This is a genomic window from Amphibacillus jilinensis Y1, from assembly GCF_000306965.1.
Lineage (GTDB): Bacteria > Bacillota > Bacilli > Bacillales > Amphibacillaceae > Amphibacillus_C > Amphibacillus_C jilinensis.
The window spans coordinates 23,653-42,583 of sequence record NZ_JH976440.1; the positions used below are offsets into that span (position 1 = coordinate 23,653).

22 protein-coding genes and 1 pseudogene are annotated in these 18,931 nt (G+C 33.3%); 8 read left to right on the forward strand and 15 right to left on the reverse strand.

Annotated elements, in window-relative coordinates:
* Window positions 1-171: 171 nt before the first annotated feature.
* The 3 genes from B494_RS0114870 to B494_RS0114880 are packed head-to-tail and all read right to left on the reverse strand — an operon-like array spanning window position 172 to window position 2,240.
* Window positions 172-744, reverse strand: coding sequence for a class I SAM-dependent methyltransferase (locus tag B494_RS0114870; RefSeq protein WP_017473175.1), 573 nt, complete (start codon window positions 742-744; stop codon window positions 172-174).
* 41 nt (window positions 745-785) lie between these two features.
* Entirely contained in the window at window positions 786-1,703 is a 918-nt protein-coding gene (locus B494_RS0114875) for an NAD(P)/FAD-dependent oxidoreductase (protein WP_017473176.1), read from the reverse strand.
* A gap of 57 nt (window positions 1,704-1,760) precedes the next feature.
* Window positions 1,761-2,240 (reverse strand): RrF2 family transcriptional regulator, encoded by a 480-nt coding sequence (locus B494_RS0114880; RefSeq protein ID WP_017473177.1) that lies wholly within the window; start codon window positions 2,238-2,240, stop codon window positions 1,761-1,763.
* A gap of 319 nt (window positions 2,241-2,559) precedes the next feature.
* Here B494_RS0114880 and B494_RS0114885 point away from each other — a divergent pair, with 319 nt between their 5' ends.
* The gene (locus B494_RS0114885) at window positions 2,560-3,108 is read left to right on the forward strand and encodes a GNAT family N-acetyltransferase (protein WP_017473178.1); all 549 of its coding nucleotides are present in this window, start codon (window positions 2,560-2,562) and stop codon (window positions 3,106-3,108) included.
* A gap of 660 nt (window positions 3,109-3,768) precedes the next feature.
* The gene (locus B494_RS19985; protein WP_017473179.1) at window positions 3,769-4,014 is read left to right on the forward strand and encodes a hypothetical protein; all 246 of its coding nucleotides are present in this window, start codon (window positions 3,769-3,771) and stop codon (window positions 4,012-4,014) included.
* Here the strand turns inward: B494_RS19985 and B494_RS0114895 are convergent.
* The 8 genes from B494_RS0114895 to B494_RS0114935 form a co-directional block, all read right to left on the reverse strand.
* Window positions 4,011-4,961, reverse strand: coding sequence for an ABC transporter permease subunit (locus B494_RS0114895; RefSeq protein ID WP_017473180.1), 951 nt, complete (start codon window positions 4,959-4,961; stop codon window positions 4,011-4,013). The two genes, B494_RS19985 and B494_RS0114895, sit on opposite strands and share 4 nt — an antisense overlap.
* On the reverse strand, window positions 4,954-5,676 hold the full coding sequence (locus B494_RS19555; RefSeq protein ID WP_017473181.1) for an ABC transporter ATP-binding protein: 723 nt from the start codon (window positions 5,674-5,676) through the stop codon (window positions 4,954-4,956). The genes B494_RS0114895 and B494_RS19555 overlap by 8 nt, the downstream gene beginning before the upstream one ends.
* A 13-nt stretch (window positions 5,677-5,689) precedes the next feature.
* Window positions 5,690-6,202, reverse strand: a complete 513-nt coding sequence (locus B494_RS0114905) for a stage II sporulation protein M (protein ID WP_017473182.1) — start codon at window positions 6,200-6,202, stop codon at window positions 5,690-5,692.
* On the reverse strand, window positions 6,202-6,873 hold the full coding sequence (locus B494_RS0114910; RefSeq protein ID WP_017473183.1) for an ATP-binding cassette domain-containing protein: 672 nt from the start codon (window positions 6,871-6,873) through the stop codon (window positions 6,202-6,204). Before B494_RS0114910 ends, B494_RS0114905 begins: the two co-directional genes overlap by 1 nt.
* Window positions 6,857-8,215, reverse strand: coding sequence for a hypothetical protein (locus B494_RS0114915; RefSeq protein ID WP_017473184.1), 1,359 nt, complete (start codon window positions 8,213-8,215; stop codon window positions 6,857-6,859). The genes B494_RS0114910 and B494_RS0114915 overlap by 17 nt, the downstream gene beginning before the upstream one ends.
* Window positions 8,216-8,346: 131 nt before the next feature.
* Window positions 8,347-8,898: a hypothetical protein gene (locus tag B494_RS0114925; protein ID WP_017473186.1), complete on the reverse strand. Its 552-nt coding sequence runs from the start codon at window positions 8,896-8,898 to the stop codon at window positions 8,347-8,349.
* 126 nt (window positions 8,899-9,024) lie between these two features.
* Window positions 9,025-9,228: a hypothetical protein gene (locus tag B494_RS0114930; protein WP_017473187.1), complete on the reverse strand. Its 204-nt coding sequence runs from the start codon at window positions 9,226-9,228 to the stop codon at window positions 9,025-9,027.
* Window positions 9,229-9,656: 428 nt separating this feature from the next.
* On the reverse strand, window positions 9,657-10,709 hold the full coding sequence (locus tag B494_RS0114935) for a helix-turn-helix transcriptional regulator (RefSeq protein WP_017473188.1): 1,053 nt from the start codon (window positions 10,707-10,709) through the stop codon (window positions 9,657-9,659).
* A gap of 201 nt (window positions 10,710-10,910) precedes the next feature.
* Between B494_RS0114935 and B494_RS0114945 the strand changes: the two genes are divergently transcribed.
* Complete coding sequence (locus tag B494_RS0114945; RefSeq protein ID WP_017473190.1) at window positions 10,911-11,582, forward strand: class I SAM-dependent methyltransferase; 672 nt, start codon at window positions 10,911-10,913, stop codon at window positions 11,580-11,582.
* Entirely contained in the window at window positions 11,579-12,625 is a 1,047-nt protein-coding gene (locus B494_RS19560; protein ID WP_017473191.1) for a saccharopine dehydrogenase family protein, read from the forward strand. The genes B494_RS0114945 and B494_RS19560 overlap by 4 nt, the downstream gene beginning before the upstream one ends.
* A 261-nt stretch (window positions 12,626-12,886) precedes the next feature.
* On the opposite strand, the gene B494_RS19565 is transcribed toward B494_RS19560, so the two are convergent.
* Window positions 12,887-13,699, reverse strand: coding sequence for a M56 family metallopeptidase (locus B494_RS19565; RefSeq protein ID WP_083855808.1), 813 nt, complete (start codon window positions 13,697-13,699; stop codon window positions 12,887-12,889).
* Between the two features lie 428 nt (window positions 13,700-14,127).
* Here B494_RS19565 and B494_RS0114960 point away from each other — a divergent pair, with 428 nt between their 5' ends.
* On the forward strand, window positions 14,128-14,640 hold the full coding sequence (locus B494_RS0114960; protein WP_017473193.1) for a hypothetical protein: 513 nt from the start codon (window positions 14,128-14,130) through the stop codon (window positions 14,638-14,640).
* A gap of 18 nt (window positions 14,641-14,658) precedes the next feature.
* The gene (locus B494_RS21030) at window positions 14,659-14,823 is read left to right on the forward strand and encodes a hypothetical protein (RefSeq protein ID WP_017473194.1); all 165 of its coding nucleotides are present in this window, start codon (window positions 14,659-14,661) and stop codon (window positions 14,821-14,823) included.
* 841 nt (window positions 14,824-15,664) lie between these two features.
* Here the strand turns inward: B494_RS21030 and B494_RS21355 are convergent.
* Window positions 15,665-16,183, reverse strand: a complete 519-nt coding sequence (locus B494_RS21355) for a hypothetical protein (protein ID WP_017473196.1) — start codon at window positions 16,181-16,183, stop codon at window positions 15,665-15,667.
* Between the two features lie 59 nt (window positions 16,184-16,242).
* On the opposite strand from B494_RS21355, the pseudogene B494_RS21500 reads away from it, so the two are divergent.
* A pseudogene (locus B494_RS21500) lies at window positions 16,243-16,489 on the forward strand (site-specific integrase); the annotation flags it as partial.
* 108 nt (window positions 16,490-16,597) lie between these two features.
* On the opposite strand, the gene B494_RS0114975 reads toward B494_RS21500, so the two are convergent.
* Complete coding sequence (locus tag B494_RS0114975; protein WP_017473197.1) at window positions 16,598-17,455, reverse strand: LysR family transcriptional regulator; 858 nt, start codon at window positions 17,453-17,455, stop codon at window positions 16,598-16,600.
* Between the two features lie 136 nt (window positions 17,456-17,591).
* Between B494_RS0114975 and B494_RS0114980 the strand changes: the two genes are divergently transcribed.
* Window positions 17,592-18,152: a flavodoxin family protein gene (locus tag B494_RS0114980; protein WP_017473198.1), complete on the forward strand. Its 561-nt coding sequence runs from the start codon at window positions 17,592-17,594 to the stop codon at window positions 18,150-18,152.
* 371 nt (window positions 18,153-18,523) lie between these two features.
* Here the strand turns inward: B494_RS0114980 and B494_RS0114985 are convergent, their stop codons facing one another.
* The gene (locus B494_RS0114985; RefSeq protein WP_017473199.1) at window positions 18,524-18,796 is read right to left on the reverse strand and encodes a hypothetical protein; all 273 of its coding nucleotides are present in this window, start codon (window positions 18,794-18,796) and stop codon (window positions 18,524-18,526) included.
* Window positions 18,797-18,931: the final 135 nt, after the last annotated feature.

The following is an 18,931-nucleotide window of genomic DNA, read 5'->3' on the forward strand; positions in this document are numbered from 1 at the left end:
CTGTGTTTCCCTTTTACTAGCATCAAACAAAATAGAGATGCCCTGGATGATGTTCGAGATGCCATAACAATTACAAGATTACCGCCTTAAAGATAGATTAAATTTCTCCCATTTTATTTAGTTCGACATGCTTGATTACTCATATGATGATGCACACCCTGCTAATAAATACTACTTATTTTTCCTAGCAATAATGATGTAAATACCATCTTTCGGCTGTAACTTTTTCGTGATGCTTAGTCCGGCATTCTTAATTTCTTTTTCCATAACAGGAGAAGCAATTCTAGGATGACTGTGGTTAGGGTTTTCTTCCTTTTCAAATTCTACACATACAAAGTGACCATCAGCTTTCAATACTTGTTTAATACGCTTAAGGGCAAGAGACAATGGTTCAACCTCGTGTAATACTAATGAAGCCAGAACCAAGTCAATCGAATGATCTGGCAGATGAAAATCATTAATACTACCTTCTAGTGTTTGGATGTTAGTAATATTCTCATCTCTTGCTTTAGCATTGATGATGGTTAGCATTTTTGCGTCTATATCTAGCGCGTAAACAGGTCCTTCTACCATTTTAGCAGTTGGGATGGTAATATAGCCGGTGCCTGCCCCCAGATCTAATACTTTATCATGTTTGTTAATTGGGAGTAGATTTAGTAGCTTTTCTGGTGATAAGTCTCCTCTTTTTTCTGGATTATCAAGGAATTCAACCTTTTTAGCAAACTTTCTATCTATTTCCTTCATAGCATTCAACCACCTTTATTATTTTTTATTGATTTTTCATTTTATTTAGCACGCTTCCACGTCTCAATATTGAGTTCATTGTTAATAGCTACTGCTGTTAATGCCCCCATCGAAGCAGCTGCAATCGTCTGATAAAGCTTTGAAGCTGCATCTCCTGCACTATATACACCTGAAATAGTGGTTTTTCCAAAATCGTCAGTCACTATCATTCCTGCTTCTGTAATTTCACATCCCAATGCTTGAGGCAACGCCGAGCCTGTAACGAGGTCCGGCTTAAAAAAGATCCCTCTACATGCAATAACTGTTCCATCTTCGAGAACAACTTGCTCAACGATTCCGTCATTTGAGTCAATCTGTTTAATCACCGAATCAAACACAGATACTTGATGCTGTTCGAGCTCCTTTCGCTCGTCATCAGTTAATTGATCCGGACCATTGGTACAAATCGTCACCTGGTTCGTCCATCCTGATATGAGTGGAGCAGCATGCATCAACTCTGCTCCTTTATTAATAATGACTAGCTGTTCATCTCGTAATTCCCATCCATCACAATATGGGCAGACAAAGGCACTTTTACCATAGACCTCAGCCAACCCAGGTATAGTGAGTGGACGGTCCTTCATACCGACCGCAAATAGTATTTTTTTACTTATAAAACTTTCTCCGTGCTTAGTTGTAATTCGGAACTGACCGTCACTTCCTTCAATTGATATCGCCATATCTTTGATAAACGCTATGGATGGATATACGCTGATCTCTTCCTTAGCCAACGCTCGAAATTCACTTGGAGCTACACCGTCTCGAGTAAGAAATCCATGAGAGGCATGCGTGACCATGTTACGCGGACTACCCTCATCAATGACTACAATCTTCTTCCTTGCTCTCCCTAAAACTAAAGCTGCATTTAATCCTGCTGGACCACCGCCAATAATTGCTACATCAAGCATTTGTTTTCCCATCATTAATCTCACCTTTCACAGATCTTTAATATCCATAATTAAAAAGCAAGAAGTGTATTACTTCTTGTTTATCGAATAGTTACAACGCTTAGTCGCCTGATCCAAGATAAACTGAATCGTATGCTCCCGTAAATATTGATGTAGATGCTGTTCAGCACCATCCATCACCTTCTTCACCAAACATTCACCCCGATCAGCTACCTTTGCCTCAATATGATGCAGTTCAGCCAATAACTGATGCTGTTTTGAATTCAAATTAGAGCATTCAAACATTTGCTGTCTTCCCTCAATGGCTTGAATTACTTCAAGAAAGGTAATCTCTTCAGCTGTCTTGGCAAGCTCATACCCACCTTTCACCCCGGATACTGCACGTACGATACCTTCTTTCCTCAACTTAGACATAATTTTGGATAAGTAGCTTTCTGACACACTAAGTATTGCAGATAACTCCTTAACCCCAATGTTATTACGACCCTCTACCTGAGCCAAATGAATTAAAGCATGTAGAGCGTAATCAGTGCTTTTAGAAAACTGCATGTTTATCCACCCTCCTTTTTCCAAAGCACCTTTAATTATGGATAACTAATATCCATAATAGATCATTTGAAGATATATTTCAATTAAAACACTCAAACATCCAATAGGCATTTGAATCAATAGGCCATTAACGCCCGTCTAAATAGATGAGCTTTGCTTTCTATTTTGAGGCGGACGTTTGACTCACCTCCCTTGCACATCAACAAGGATTTGATAACCTTAAGAATAAAGGTTAATCATAATGTATAAATTTTGATTTATTTTAACTATAGTGCTATCCTAAATAACACTATCTGAAAAAGGAGTGTTACCACTTATCATGACAAAAATAACAACAGAGCGTTTAATATTGAGAAATTTCCAAGAGAAAGATGCAGAAGATTTATTTGATTACCTTTCTAAACCAAGCGTAAATTGCTTTTCAAAAGAAAAGATAAATACATTAGAAGAAGCCCTTTCAGAGGCAAAAAAAAGAAGTAACGACGCGTTTCAACTTGCGATAGAATTAAGTCAGGATAATAAAGTAATTGGCCATGTGTTTGCAGATTTTAAAAAACCTGATACATACGCAGTCGGCTGGCAATTTAATGAAAACTACGGTGGGAAAGGCTATGCGACAGAAGCAGCCTCAGCACTCTTTACATACTTATTTGACCAAAAAGAGGCACGAAGAATCTATGCTTATGTTGAGGATGACAACTTTCCATCCCAAAAATTGTGTGAACGCCTAGGCATGCGCAAGGAAGGATGTTTTCAGGAATTTATATCCTTTGTTAATCATGCCGATGGTACACCGAAATATGAAAATACATATCAATATGCCATTCTAAAAAAAGAATGGGCGTTACAACAGCGCAACCAAGATTGAGCCCGAATGAAGTGGATCACTAGTATTCCCTCATTTTCCGTTCGCATGATCATGCGTTTGAGCCTAGATGGATTTGAGTGAGTGCCTTCGCTCATTCTACAAAATCTTACTAAGCTTATGTAAATGTAAGATAACAAAAAAGAGCTATCATCCACTTGACTTTTATCAATGGGTGACAGCTCTCCATATTTGTTTTGATATTGCTTTTCATGCTTTGTTTTACTCTTCCTTGTTCTTAAATCTCCTAAGGCATAGATCCCCCTGTTTTTAGCAGGATCTCGATAACCTTCTCTGACCAACTTTTCCCTTGTCTTTCTTGCTTTACTCTTTGCCATCGCGATTCTCCTTTGGGTATTGATCATGTCTTTTTGTACTTTTGGTGAATTCCGGTACAAAATCATACCGATATTATCCTATAGATTCTACCCAGCATTTTATTTTCAGTAAAATATACACGCATCATGGTTTAATCCTTCACTCTTTAACGACTTTCATGATCCACTGGTGCGGTAATTACTTTACATATAGAATTTACTTGATATTTCGTATATTTGTCAACTCGTCAGAAAAATTCTACTATGCAGAGGCATCCTATAAACTCAGCCAAATGAAGAAGCGGTTACAAACCTGTTAGAACAGGAATTTGATATCGATGAAGCGATGTCTGTATTGGTAAGTGATTTAACACATGTTAAAGTAGGCAAGTATTGGGACTATGGTTGCTTACCAGATTTATATAACAGGGAAATCGTTGGTTATAGTGCCGGAAAGCACAAGGACGAAACTTTAGTTCAACCTGCCTTCGCAACCGTAAAGCAACCATTAGAAACGGTAAAAATATTTTATGCAGAGCGCGGTTCAAACTTGATTAAATGGATAATTCATGCTTCTAAGATTAGACACTAAAAACTTTTTTTCTTAAATAAATAAGTTGCTATTAGAATAAAACCAAGTGCATATGATCCGAGAACAAGCAGAAAAGGCACAAGTTCTTGTATAGTGTTTAAGTGATCCACGTTATAAGCCAAATATTTAAATGGAAATATAGAATTTAATTTGTAGTTAGCCAGAAATGCACTTATATATTCATTAAATACTACTAGACAAATGCCAATAAAAACACAAATTTTGTTTTTTCCTATGACAATATTTAAAGCACTAATCAAAACCGTATAGAATATCGCCTTTGTCATACCTAATCCAATGGTTTTAATAAAGGAAACAATCATATTTTCCATTTCAAAACTTCCGTCAACCCATCTAACTGTAACGAAATCATTTCCATTAATTCCAAATCGTATTAACCCTATAATAAAACCGATAATATAGAATAATAGAAAATAAGTAACCACTGTTATAATGGCACTAATTACCTTGGCAGCTATGATACTGCTACGATTATTACAACTCTTTATAATATTTATCCATGTATTATTCTCATCCTCTACCGCCAGAACCCTACTTCCTAATAGTAGGCTCGTAAAAATAATAAAAAGTGTTAACATCTCAAGTTTAGTCATAAAAAACCATACATTAGAAGGCCGATAAGGGATATCATTCTTAATACTATAATCAATTAAATCTATTTCAGTTTCTATAGTCCTAATTATTTGTGTATTAACCGTCTCATTTTGTTCTAAATCATCCGACTGCTGGCCGAGCGCTTCAATCGCATCTTTCTGTAAAACCCTTATCTCTCCAGCACTTTCTTTCCATTCTGAAATAGGTTCACTCGAAAACAAAAGTGAATAAAGCGATATAAGTAATATTGTCAAAGAACCAATAACAACCAATCTCTTCAGATCAACTAATTTTCTATACTCACACTTTAGTAAATTCATTATATTATTCATTATCGGTACCTTTATATTTTATTATTTGTTCATATAGTTCATCTAGATTGTTGTTAAAATCGCACTTATAGATCATCTTAACTATTTCTCCTTTTTGGATAAAGTACAGCTTATCACAAACTTTTTCTAATTCATTTAGAATATGGCTAGAAATAACTACTGCCACCTTTTGTTCTGACAATTTTTTTATATAATTTCTAACGTAGTTAATTCCTTCGGGATCTAGGCCATTTATCGGTTCATCTAAGATAACAAGTTTTGGTGAGTTAATCATTGTCATTGCAATACCTAACCTTTGTTTCATTCCTAATGAATACTTTTTTACTTTCTTTCTTTTCTGTACATCAAGCCCCACATCAGCAATAACACGATTGCAAGTTTCTCTGATTTTTGTTTTTTCTATTCCTTTCATAAGCGCTTCAATTTCTAAATTTAAGTAACCAGAAAGGTGGTTATACATAGTGGGAGTTTCAATAATAGAATTGACAGGTATTTCGCCTAAAGACTTCCAGTAGTCAATGCTTTTTTGGTTTATTTCTATAACTCCCTCACTCGGGTTCGTGACTCCACACATCATTTTCATTATTGTCGTTTTTCCGGCACCATTAGGACCAATTAATCCGACAATCTCACCTTCGTTCACTTTCATATTTACATTGCGCACCAATATTTCTTTCCCATATTCTTTAGAAACACTCTTTAGTTCTAGTATCATATTACACCACTCTTTACAAAATAAATTTTTCTAGAATATATGTCGTTCCATATGACTCCATTAGTGCCGCTAGAATTATAAATCCGATAAGTAAAAGTAAAAGAAAACCGTTAAATTTCAGAAGTTTATGTAGTGTTATCTTCTTCTTGATTAACATGATAATATTTATCCAAATATTCACACCTATAGTGGCCGCAAGTATGATTGTTGGTATTTCGACAATTCCATGAAAAGCAATAAATGAAAAGGCATACCCTAAAGATTGTTCAACGGCTAGGCTTTTAATAACCACACCAAGAAAAAGTAATTCATTTACAACAAATATAAGAGAATAAATTCCTAGAGATAAAACAGCTAAAAATATTGCACGATAGTTAACAAACATATTGTTAACAAGTATCTCCGAAAAGGTCAATTGTAGATTAGGAGAATATTCCAAAGGGATATTAATCATATATCCTAACAAGAATGAAATACTCGCTAAAATGAACAAACATAGGTAGATTTTAAATAATATCTTTTTCATTAGTTTGATTTCTCCTGTATCTTAAATGTAACTTTGGTATCTTCCTCTATCTCCAGAATATGTGAAGTGAATTTAGTTAACCTCTGATCACTAGAATGCGTAGAAAAGATAATAATACCAGCTTTATCCTCGATATAGTTTGTGAGAAAAATTAGTAAGGCGTTTACGGATGAATGGTCTAAATTCACAAAAGGTTCATCAAATAAGATAATCTTAGGAAAGGTTATCAGGCTAATGATAATTAAAACCTTTTGTCTTGTACCAAGCGAGAGATTTCTTATTATTGTATCTTTATAAGGTTCCATTTCCATAATGGAAATTAGATGAAGAAATAGAGTTTTTGTTTCTTCTTTATCCAAGTCCTCACATAGGGAGCAAACAACTTCATAATGCTCTTCTAGCGTTAAGAATTCAAAAAGAAAGTTACTATTATTAATTAAAGTCACTTGCTTCATATACTTATCATAATCATCTACAATAGATAGCCCGTTATAATTCACATCTCCTCCATCCATCCTCGATATCCCAGCAAGGATATTCAATAATGTTGTTTTTCCTACTCCATTTTTTCCGATCAGAGAAACAATTGACTTATCGGGAATCATTATACTTATATTTTCAAAAACAGTTTTACTCTCAAATTTCTTAGAAATATTACTTATGTTGTACAAATTTTCCCCTTCTTTCAATTGCGTATAATAACAATAAATATAAGACAGCTGCAATGGTGTATAAAAACATGAACACTGTAAACATATACAAAGACTGTGATCTGTGTACTAATACGATTAAATAACTTAAAAGTATAATAGGGAGCCCAAAAAGAAAATAATCTTCCAAAACATTATTCATAGCTAAACTATTTAGATTTAATTGAAGATCATCAAAATCATATTGATAAGATTTGACACATCGTTTAACTAATATAGTAGCGATCACTATCCACTGAACACAAATTAACAGCGAAAGTACCACACTAAATAAATTACAGCGATTGACCGCTAGTAAGAAGATAACCCATAAAGACACTATAGGGAAAGTATTTTTTAATAGAACTTTCAAAATGATTCTGTCGTATTCTTTTTGTAAGTTAAATTTTTTAATCAAATAAAAATTTGCGTATTTTATATTATCCGACAAGAAAGCATTAGCCAGTATTCTAACAAAAAAAAGATTTAGAATAGTTGGATATACTGAAAAAGTAACGACACTAATATAATTTATTGCATCCTCTGAAAGAAGTGAATAAATAAATGTTGTGATCATTAATAAAGAAATTATAATAACCAATACATTAACCGTTTTTTTATAATCTGATCGATAGAAGCTCGTATGAATAAGCTCAGAGAGATTACTAATTCTTTTAAAGGGAGACTGTCTGTACTCAAGTCCATCAATTCTATATGCAAGAGATTTAATTTGATCTTTCCCTTTTATAGGTACGTGGCCTTCTGCTTTAAATAACTTTATGTATAAGAAAACAATTGTTATAAAGACTAATATGCCGCTCATAATTGCGGTTCCTAAAGCTGACAACCATACAGGGGTTCCCTTATAAATATGCGTCATAAAAGAAAACATATTTGCCATTAAGATTTTATTACCGAACAAAACTCTCCATTTATACAGAAATAACTTGCTATTATTTTTTAAGTTAAATTTTTTAAGATTAATATTTATGAATGTTAGTTCTCTGATCATTTCTTTTATAACTTCAGGGCTATATTCATAGAAGAAAAGTAGAAAAGAAAACAATGTAGCTGCCCCAAAAGCAAGCGGAACTGATGAGAACTTGTAATTAATCACAATATATATAAGCATTATGATTATCGATCCTATGTGACGAGATAGTTCAAAAACAATGTTTAAGAATTTAATAACTTTGTCAACATCTTCTTCATGAAAAAAAGATATAAACTTTCTTAGCGTGACTCTTAATTGATATTTTCTTTCCCTTTTCTTCTGAATACGATTCATTTTTGCATAAACCTTTAATGAATTATCTTCTCTCATTTATCATCACCTAAAAAAAGAAACGTAGACAATGTTCATTATGCCAATTACTATGGTAATTACTCCAATTACCATAACCGTAACAAACACTTTTCGTTGTTCCTTCGTCATATTCTTTCTCCTCGTTTTATTCATATTGTAAACACATTAATTAAAGACAACAGAAATGATCCAACAAAGTAAATTGTTGAGATAATGATACTACCTTTTTTATCAAAGGTATCATTGGTTTTATATAGATAACAAAAAATAAAAATAACTTTTGCAAGCAATGCTAATGGAATAACACTGAGCTTTTGCAAAGTAATAAAATTAAAATCATTGACTAAAAATATTAATAACTGAGTAATGACTACAGCTATAAAATTCCCAAATAATACGGGCGTTTTATAGATTCTGAAAAGCGTTTTTTTTCTTAATACTAAGTATGTCAGTATAGTAAGAACTACAATATCCAATAGAACACTTAGCAGTGCCATAATAACTTGAATAATGACAGCAATTAATTTTATGAAAAGGATATTATCTTGAACTAAATCTATTTCATCTACAAAGAAACTCATATTACTTTCTACAATGTAATCTGTTTGAACTATAGATGTTAATATGAGAAATAAAAGAAATACCATTAAAATCATGTAAAAATTTAATTTATCTTTATCCACGCTACTATTACTTATCATTATCTTCTCCATTCACAGAATTCTGTTTATTTAAAATAAAGTTTTCATAATTCTGATACAATAAGAAAAATGGTTACTAGAACCCCTTTAAAGGGATTCTAGTAACTTAATTCTACGTTACCTACTCTACATAGCTTTGGCTGCTTGTTTTCCTACTGCCTTTGCAGTTGCCATAATAGCTGCACGATAACTTATAATGATCGCGCCAGCCGCGGCACCTATGCCTGTCAAGGAGACTAGTACAGAAATAACTGTTGCAACATCTAGAACAGCTAAAATAACACCAGCTGCTTGCATACTACAACCGATTAATCCTACAATCTTAGTCATGGTCTCACTCCTTTCATCCGAGTGTTAAATGCAGATACATTAAGAATATTTACAATTATGTCGAGACTGTCTTTATAAAATAATGGAATTTATAAAGAACCGAGCTTGAATTACCTAAAAAATAACTAAGTACAAACTATAAAATATCTACATTTACAATTATATACTAATTAACCGTTTGAATCCTGTCAATTAAAACCATTCCCTATTTTTTTACATTAAAGTTTCTTTTTAACCATATATCTACATCAATCTACATAAACCACCATAAAAAATCCTTTATAATGATAAAATGAATCCAATAGACGGTTATCTAGGATGAATATTTCACAAAGAAAATGATAATCCGTTTCGTCATTGGAACTAACACTACAGTAACTCTACCCATATAGTTGAGACAAGACATTCTTACCTACATTAGCTGAACTTCATTGATATTTTGCAAATAATTTCCAAACTAATTCATTTCTAGTGGTCACACCAACCTTATCATAAATAACTTTAAAGTAATCTTGAACCGTGTAGGAGGAAATATTAAGCTCTTTTGCAATTTCTTTTGTAGTATATCCTTGTAAACTCGTTCTTACTACCTGCTGCTCTCGATCTGTCAAAGCATATGTTTCTAGTAAATGTTCTAGCATTTCTCTAGCAGAAGCTCTATTTATGATGATAACAATGGCTTCATTTTCTGAAACATCGGTTTGCAAAAAGGACGCCGATGCTACCAAGTGTATTTTATTTGCTATCGGAATAAAAAGTCTCAGCGTTTTTTCTTTCCGAGCTAGAAGTCTAAAGCACATAGCCTGAATCGGTTTAGGAAGACGCGTTAGCTGTTCAGCATGTTCAAGCTCTTGCAGTAAGGTGATATATCGTTTACCGGCTTCATTCATTGATTGTAGTGATAAGTGCTGATCTATAATCATTACGCCGGGATCAGTGTATAGGAACTTTGAGTTGTTTTCTAATTCCATATAAAAGTAATCTCTTAATGCTTTCCCCATAATTGAAGATAAGCCTTCTAAAAGTAACATTTCTTTATCAGTAAAATTTGGCTTTCCCTCTTTTTTAAACAGTGTTAAAAACCCGTAACATCTTTTCTTATACATTAAAGTGACACGCATTTCATCGGAGAATTGCTGTGGCTGTAATATATCGGTATAACGTTTACTTTCCTGTATACCAAAGGTATCACTTAATCGAGCAACTTTAACAGAAGATTCTACTAAATCTCGATATAAGTGTACATCATCTTTAAGATATTCAGCAGTTAATAATTTTTGATGAATAGGTTCAATAGAGCTTTCTGTTATTGCGCCAACTGTCGTTAATGTCATTGGATTTACTGCTGTACAACAATACGCATCGAAAGAAATCTGCTGCTTTAAACGCTTCATCATGCTTTTTCTATATAGATAAGAATCCGGACTACTACGCCAAATACTATTTGACTTCTCCTTCCAATAACCGATAGCTTGCAACAATTAAGTCCCCCCTTATTCATGGGATAGTTTTTATATGATAACACTCTATAATTGATAATGATTATCAATATAAATTATAACAGTAGGAGGATTAGAAGTGAAGAGAACGTTATCGCTGATATTTGGTTTAACAGCTTGTAATAATGAAATTGGCAAACAGACCGCCCCAGAAAAAAAGGCAGGACAGGATGAGAAAAACAAATGAAAAGTGCTAATTGGAACAGTCCAACCGTTAAAAAATATCAACAAGCCATTCGCAATAAAATTCCTGGATACGATTTAATCTATGAACAAATGTTAGCTATTATTGAGGCGAGCTTGGCACCTAAGAAAGTACTGGTTGTAGGAGCTGGAGGGGGACAGGAATTACTTATACTAGGAAATCGTTATCCACAAGCTTTCTATACAGCTTTAGATCCTTCCGAAATTATGCTAGAACTTGCTAGAAAAAGAATAAGCCATGTTGCATTAAAAGTAGATTGGCAAGAAACAACACTAGATAATCTTTCCGACAAAAAAGAATATGATGTAGTGACTTGCCATTTAGTGCTCCACTTCTTAAAAGAAGAGAAAGAAGCATTTTTAGAGGAAATCAGTAAAAAAGTAAAAGTAGGAGGACTTCTGTTTATTTCAGCAATTATGGAAGAAGAGAAAACGAAGACCATTCCATTTTGGCTTCAACATATGAAGTTTTACAATATTTCAGTTGCTGACTGTGAACGTTTCGCTACGTCGTTTAACAAGACAACACATCCGCTATCTCCTTCTCTGTTGCAAAAAGTTTTACAGAGAAATGGCTACGAAACCATTATTCCTTATTTCAAAAGCTATGCCGTTGAAGGATATGTAGCAAAAAGGGGGGCAAAAACATGATAAATGCTGTAATGATTATCGGTGGTTATGGTGAAGTAGGCGGTAATATCGCAAGGCAACTAGCACAATCAACAGACTTACAAATGTTGATTGCTGGAAGACAGTTAGCAAAAGCTAAATCTTTCTGTCAGCAACTTGGGCCCAAGGCTCATCCTGTGGAGATGGATATACAACAACCCAAAAGTTATGAAACCATCCTACAAGCAGATTTAGTTATCATGTGTATCGATCAGAAGCATACAGCTTTAGTGCAGTATTGCTTAGAGCACCATATTCACTATATTGATATAACCGCTCATTTTGCTTTTCACAAGCAAATCGAGCAGCTTGAACCTTTGGCGCAACAATCTACCGTTATCATGAGCGTAGGTTTTGCTCCAGGTCTTTCTAATTTACTTGCTAAACACCTTATGGATCAAATGGAACCTATTGAGGCATTACATATATCTATTTTATTGGGGTTAGGCAAGAAACATGGCGTCGGAGCGATTGAATGGTTGCTTGACCAAATGAATCAATCTTACACGATTAAAAAGAATGGCGCTACACAAACTGTCAGAAATTTTTCAGAAAAAAAGATTACTTATTTTAATAAGTTAGGCAAAAAAAGTAGCTATCTATTTAATTTTTCAGATCAGCATGTTCTGCAACGAAAGATGCCTCTTAGTGAGATACAAACCTACCTTACATTTGATGTGGAGTTGGTTAATCGTTTGCTAGCCATTCTTCATCGTTGCAGAATAACGTCGCTCCTCAAGTACGACTGGATAAAGCATGGGTTGATTAAAATCATTCAAAGCTTTCGCTATATTACGTCAAGTTCAGATATATGTGCAATAAAGGTAGAAGCTATGAATAGCGAAGACAATCGCGTAAACGAAACGCACCAGATCTGGTATGCGAACAATGAAGCTCTGATGACAGCTTATATAACCGTTTTAGTTGTTAAACAATTCATTTATTCAACGCTACCTTATGGTGTCTATCATATAGATGATCTATTCTACCTGGATGAAGGGGATATAAAACAAACCACCAATTAGTGAGTGTTTGCGCTCCCCCACTGATTGGTGATGGTGCCATGAGCGCCGGTTTGCTCTACGTTCTAGTTTGAGGTGAGCGTTTTAATGATAAAAATCTGAACACAAGTCTTTTTATGTGCAGAAAATTCAATTAATATATATTTTGAGAGAAAAACTTTCCATTTGAATAAGAAAAGTTATGTTTCATAGATAATTTTACCCTTCTTCTAAAATAACTTCATTGTTTTCCACTTGTTTCAGAAATCCTCCACAAGATCCCCCCTAAAATTTGGATTCATTTAATTGTTTTACAGAAGTTATTTCATAATAACCTCTAGATTCTTTTTGTAGTTCATTATCTAAAATATCTATTGCTTTATTGTTATCTACTTTTAGCAGTAGCTCTTTTGAAATGATAGATATGTTGGGATGAGCAAAATTTGCACTTACCATTCCAATACCTCCCATGGTAAATAAGATAGCAACAGATAAAGCAACAATAGATTTGCTTACTTTTTTCACTTCCAACATGCTCATTAATCTCTGTTTAAGCTCCGTTTGCCCTGTTGAAAAAAATGCCCCTAGAAAATAAGAATTTGTATCTTGTCTAGACTTATACATCGTATTTAAGATGGTTTCACCATATTTTTTTCTTTCTGCACGAGACATGTTAATCACAACATCTTCATCACAAGACATCTCGCACCATTTATTGATTTCCTTTTGCAGGATATAAATAAATGGATTGTACCAATGCAGAACCTTGGCAAGTAACATTGCTCTCTTTATCCATAAATCTTTTTTCTTATAATGAATCAGCTCATGTTTAAGAATCAAGTCTAACTCATCATAGGGAATATCATACATCGGTAACACTATCATCGGCTTGAAAATCCCGCAAATAAAAGGGCCAATATTTATCCGACAAAACACTATTTCTATCGATGATCTAATATTCATCTTCTTCATATGTTTTTGGAGATGATATTGTGCTACACTTTCCTTTGGGACTGATATACAATTCGCTTGGAGATGTTTCATCCATTGTTTATATAAATATAGACACCTTAAGGTAACGATAAGAACACCTGTTATCCAAAGATATTATTGTTATAGCTGCTACTGGAAATAGTGGAGTAACACAGTAGACTTTCCTGCTTCATCAGAGTTTGTTATAGGAGTTGGTGCTCTAGGACAAAACTATTAAAGATGGGAATATTCGAGCTATGGATTTGGATTAGATTTTATATTATCTGGAACTAATTTAGATCCTAATAATAATGTTGTAGAAGGCACGTCATTTTCCACTGCTATATTATCAGGTATTGTAGCTAGAATAATAGAAGATTTCTACCGTAGAGATATTTCAAAAATTAATAACTATGACCTCAAATAATAAAAAAATCAATGAATATATAGGTTTTGGAACTGAAAAATTTTGATGTGAGGAGCGAAGTCCTATTAACTTACTGCTTGCTGTTATCATTTTAATAATTTTGATTGCATTGTTTGTTTATAAATATATGAGTATAAAAGTAACTCTAATAATTATTCTCTGCTTCATATTAATAGGTATTGCTTTTTTCTACAAGGATGATGTCAAAGAACATTTTCTGAAAGACACACTGCTCTTAAATAGCTCGTTAGGTACACTTGAAATAGATCAAAAAATTATTTCAAATGATATTAAAAAACTTGAGACAGACTTTGGTGCACAACAAAAGGTTAACAATGTCATAGTTTTAGAGTCTATTAAATACCAAAAAGAATTGAATTTTAACAAGTTACACATTAAGTTACAAGAAGAAGGTGTCGTTGCTATAGTGAGTGAAAATGAAAAAACATTCACTGATAGAGGCATAAAAGTAGGGGATTCACTTACAAAAGTCAAAGAGCTTTATGGGGAAAATTATATTAATAAAACTGGCGAACTTGGAAACATCCTTTTATATAAAGATAAGGAAAATAATATAAAAATAGAATTTTTATATTATAATGATCAAGTCGTGCAAATCATGTTAATAAAGTTAGATTAAACTGAAAGGAGGTATATCATGGGAATATCTTCGATAATAGGAATTGTCTTTCTTCTTTCCATCATTATGTTTATTATAGGTTTTAAAAACCAAAGCGTTATATTAAAGTGGATGGGAGCAACGCTATTTGCCGTGTCTTTGGTTGCAGGGATTTTAATATTTAATTTAATCGGGCACATGTAGTGTAGCGAAGAAAATCTTAAGAAAATGTAAACTTAATTAACCAATACTTCTCAGAAGTTAATCTGAATCCTAACACAAATATTATAGCGCCTAAAGAAAATAGCTTGATGATTAAACCTCAAAACATCAAGCTATTTGCCCTTCCCAAGTATACAATGAAGAAAATACTAATTTTGACGCTAAAACATATAGTTAGCTTCTTTTTATTGAAACGACTAACTCTTATAGCTTTGCACTAATCTAGCCATAATTAAGATTACGACTATGAGTAATAAAATTAATGCTGTTGCCAAGGAAACATAACCCCAAAAAGTAAAGTCAAATCCAGCATCAGCGGAAAGAATATGGATATCTTCACCAGCTTTCAAACGAGAATTTAAGTCCTCACGGTTTGTTGCTGAACCACGAGCTATAAGAAAACTCCTGCAGCTGTGAACGAAAATGGATATAACAAAAGCAGCAAGGAATAAAGATAGTGCCTATTGTTTAGTAATTTTATATAGATGATTATGGAAGTAAATATAAGCAGGATAATAACGAAAACAGCTATAAACATATTAAAAACAAGAAACAAAGTGTCCACAATAAAATCTCCCTTATTCCGTAATAAATGATAGGTGAGGTGTATGCATTTGATTGCTTATCGCAAGTTCATCATACACATATGAAAATAATCTCTCAATATAACTTATGATTAAATTCAAAGCTATCTCGCCCTTAAAGGTGCTGTTTTGCTGTAATACTAATACTCATTTGAGCAAAGAACAGGAGCTTATTAGAATACAATGACGCAATATTATATGACTTTTATGTTAAAATTAGCGATCTTCTCATTTCACAACTAGGAAACTGAGTGCACTTTATAATGAAAACCAAACACACCTAGGTTAATATATGTGAAAAAGACTGCATACTGTTCATTAGAATTGTAGTCATCAATAAAATCATGTGTAAAGACTATTTTTTGGTCATTATCTGGTTCTCTATCTATAACGTCTCTTCGCCCTGTTTCTGGGTCTTCTAAAATAAAAGAAAAGTTACCATGCTCTTCAGCCAACTTTGCGACTATAATAGATATTGTCACTGTTCTATTCACAGCAAAATAATTTGAATAAATAGAAGTAGCTAATAAAAGAAAAACTAGTGCTCTTATCACAACCTTGTTTGGAAATTTTAAAGGCTTAGTAACTACTATAAGATTAATATAATAAATAAGGCTAAGCAATATTAGAAGCCAGCTCCCATAAAAGGTTAAAAACTCAAGAATATCCAATCTTAAAAACACCGAGAGTACATAAACAACTGCACATATTATGTTTAAAACGCAAAAGGCAATAGTCCTCGTTATGCTTCTTTTCAATTACACACCTCTTTTATTCGCAGTTTAATTGTAGAGAAAGCCATTTGAAGCGATAATTCGTATCAATGGATCGAGCTATTGTTTTACGACTAACTGAAAGTAATCCAGCGAAAGTTGGTGGAAATGTGATAAAAAATAAAAGGAATAATTAGGAAAAGAACTTCTCTTTTTTATTGGGAAGCTTACTATCAACATTTTTTATTTATTTCGTTATGATTTTTATCTACGACAGGTATGCGGATTGGAGAACCCACTGCAATTCAGTGGGAAGATATTGACTTTGACGATGGTGTGTTCTCTATTGATAACTGTCGCAGAGTGAAAACCAAGCAGCACGTATTCTTGTTAATTTATCTTGAATACGTGCTTTTTTACTATTTTTGTTATTCCTCATTTTCTTCAATTCAGTCGGCATTATTTCAATTCAACTAAATGGGAAAGAAATGCTTCTAAGTTTGATGATATCCACTTATCTTTATGAGTCACGGTGTATATATTCAATAATTTATATCGTCCAGTAACTTCTGATTCTTCCAGCATTCCGTTATCTATCTCTTCTTTAACAACAAAATGTGGAAGTATAGATTTTCCGAGTCCGCAAAGAACACACTTTTTGATTGCCTCTACACTGGGCAATTCAATTTTCGCTAACGAACCATACTCTTCATTTTTTATATTTTCTTCTACTGCTGGTCTCCAGCTACATGAGTATTCGGTTACCAGCATTTTTCCTGAAAAATGCTGGTTTTGTTTTTTGGCAGATTGTATAAAGGAAAGTCGAGTATCCTGTATTTTTTCTATTGTTAATTCTTTTGATTGCCAATGAGGTAAGTCAACGAAAAGTGCAACATCAATTTCATTATTTTTCAATTGAGAAGAAAGATTGCCGTCTTTCACTGATTTTATTGTCAGCTCTACCTTTGGGTATTTCTCCATAAAATCCATAATAATAGTAGGCAACCAATAAATCATTAATGACTCACTTGCTCCAATGATCAGCTGACCAGAAGGACCATCTGATGTGTGTATCACTTCTTGCGATTTAGAGTAAAGTTTTATAATTTCCAAAGCATAAGGAAGAAAGTCTTTGCCAGTTTGAGTTAATGATATATTCCTTCCAAGACGATCAAAAAGAGGCTTCTTCAATTCTTCTTCTAGTTCTTTTATATGTCCAGTAATAGATGACTGAGCATATCCTAATTCATTAGCAGCTTTCTTAAATCCTCCTGTATCCACAATAGTTTTAAACGTTATAAGATGACGAAGCTCCACTGTAAAACCCTCTTCCTATTTTATTATCATTTTTACCGAACTAATTAATCTGAAATAACTATTTTACTGATAGCGTTTCTTATTTTAAACTGTAAATAAGCTATATTCAAGTGATATAAAAAGAGGATGTGAATAGATGAGTACTTTAGTATTATTAGGAAGCTCAAGAAGAAATGGTAATACAGAACACTTAGTAAATGTTGCTTTACAAGGAATAGAACATGAAAAAATATATTTATTAGAAAATAACATTTTTCCTATCGTGGATCAGAGGCATGTAACTGAAGGTTTCAGTCCTGTTCATGATGACTATGAAAGGCTATTTTCGGATTTTTTAAAACATGATACACTTTTCTTTGTTACCCCTTTATATTGGTTTGGCATGTCTGGCCAAATGAAAATATTCTTTGATCGATGGAGCCAATACTTAAGAGACGACCGTTTTGATTTTACAAAAGAAATGATGAAAAAGCGTGCATATGTAATTGTCGTTGGAGAAAATCCTGATCCTAAAATTACTTCATTGCCCCTAATTCAGCAATTCAATTATATTTTTGATTATGTAGGAATTGAATTTGTTGATTATATAATTGGTAAGGGGAATTACCCAAATGATATTTTAGAAGACTCTATTGCCTTAAAAAAATCCAAATCGTGGAATCGGGGCTTAAAAGCGAATGTGGATAAGGAAACTTGAACAGAAAATTAAGCAAGGGTAAGTGTTTCTATAAGGTATTTTGATGAGAACGTTCATATTTTTATATTTTAGATGAATAGTATTTAATTTTCTTCTACCTTCTTGGATTTTATAATACCATCAATAACGCGCTTTCCATAGTAATTGGGAAATGAAGATTTACAGGCCACCATAGGGACTTATGGACACCTTTATACAAACAGTAACTTTCAAGTTGAGAATAGGTTAGTAATGTAATTCAGTTCAAAACAAACAAGGATACACAAATTGAACATTACAGCAGTAACCAATTTGTGAGAAGGACTTTTCGAAGTGTGCCAAGACTGGAATGTGCCATGGACTTTAATAAATTATAAAGCTGGAATGAGAAATCATTTCGGCTTTTCAACTTTTTTCTCTATTGCTTTTTCCAAAGTTTTTCTCCCCCCAGTGTTAGAAATGGGGGAATGCGTGGCTATCACCACGTAGGCTTTGCCCAGCATGTCGGCGCCGTGCTGGGCAGCCTTTACGATATCACTCGTGGATAGAGCCAGTGAATTAAAAAAAGAGCTATAGTAAGTTGGAGATTCATTAATTTTCCATTCATAATCTAACAAAATTATCCGCTGTTCAACAAATTTCAATTTGTGCCACAACTGTGCCATGAAGAATAAAAAGGCCCCTAAAATCCTTTGTTACCAAGGCTTTTAGGGTACCTATTATTACTCCCACTCAGTACTTCGCCAATACAATATAGTGCAATATCGTTGATATGATAGGATTTCAGGAAATATCAAAAA

What these genes read in the sequence shown, in the direction of transcription:
- B494_RS0114870 (WP_017473175.1), bottom strand. Translation starts at nt 744, where the DNA reads ATGAAGGAAATAGATAGAAAGTTTGCTAAAAAGGTTGAATTCCTTGAT.
- B494_RS0114875 (WP_017473176.1), bottom strand. Translation starts at nt 1,703, where the DNA reads ATGGGAAAACAAATGCTTGATGTAGCAATTATTGGCGGTGGTCCAGCA.
- B494_RS0114880 (WP_017473177.1), bottom strand. Translation starts at nt 2,240, where the DNA reads ATGCAGTTTTCTAAAAGCACTGATTACGCTCTACATGCTTTAATTCAT.
- B494_RS0114885 (WP_017473178.1), top strand. Translation starts at nt 2,560, where the DNA reads ATGACAAAAATAACAACAGAGCGTTTAATATTGAGAAATTTCCAAGAG.
- B494_RS19985 (WP_017473179.1), top strand. Translation starts at nt 3,769, where the DNA reads ATGTCTGTATTGGTAAGTGATTTAACACATGTTAAAGTAGGCAAGTAT.
- B494_RS0114895 (WP_017473180.1), bottom strand. Translation starts at nt 4,961, where the DNA reads ATGAATAATATAATGAATTTACTAAAGTGTGAGTATAGAAAATTAGTT.
- B494_RS19555 (WP_017473181.1), bottom strand. Translation starts at nt 5,676, where the DNA reads ATGATACTAGAACTAAAGAGTGTTTCTAAAGAATATGGGAAAGAAATA.
- B494_RS0114905 (WP_017473182.1), bottom strand. Translation starts at nt 6,202, where the DNA reads ATGAAAAAGATATTATTTAAAATCTACCTATGTTTGTTCATTTTAGCG.
- B494_RS0114915 (WP_017473184.1), bottom strand. Translation starts at nt 8,215, where the DNA reads ATGAGAGAAGATAATTCATTAAAGGTTTATGCAAAAATGAATCGTATT.
- B494_RS0114925 (WP_017473186.1), bottom strand. Translation starts at nt 8,898, where the DNA reads ATGATAAGTAATAGTAGCGTGGATAAAGATAAATTAAATTTTTACATG.
- B494_RS0114930 (WP_017473187.1), bottom strand. Translation starts at nt 9,228, where the DNA reads ATGACTAAGATTGTAGGATTAATCGGTTGTAGTATGCAAGCAGCTGGT.
- B494_RS0114945 (WP_017473190.1), top strand. Translation starts at nt 10,911, where the DNA reads ATGAAAAGTGCTAATTGGAACAGTCCAACCGTTAAAAAATATCAACAA.
- B494_RS19560 (WP_017473191.1), top strand. Translation starts at nt 11,579, where the DNA reads ATGATAAATGCTGTAATGATTATCGGTGGTTATGGTGAAGTAGGCGGT.
- B494_RS0114960 (WP_017473193.1), top strand. Translation starts at nt 14,128, where the DNA reads ATGAGTATAAAAGTAACTCTAATAATTATTCTCTGCTTCATATTAATA.
- B494_RS21030 (WP_017473194.1), top strand. Translation starts at nt 14,659, where the DNA reads ATGGGAATATCTTCGATAATAGGAATTGTCTTTCTTCTTTCCATCATT.
- B494_RS0114980 (WP_017473198.1), top strand. Translation starts at nt 17,592, where the DNA reads ATGAGTACTTTAGTATTATTAGGAAGCTCAAGAAGAAATGGTAATACA.
- B494_RS0114985 (WP_017473199.1), bottom strand. Translation starts at nt 18,796, where the DNA reads ATGGCACAGTTGTGGCACAAATTGAAATTTGTTGAACAGCGGATAATT.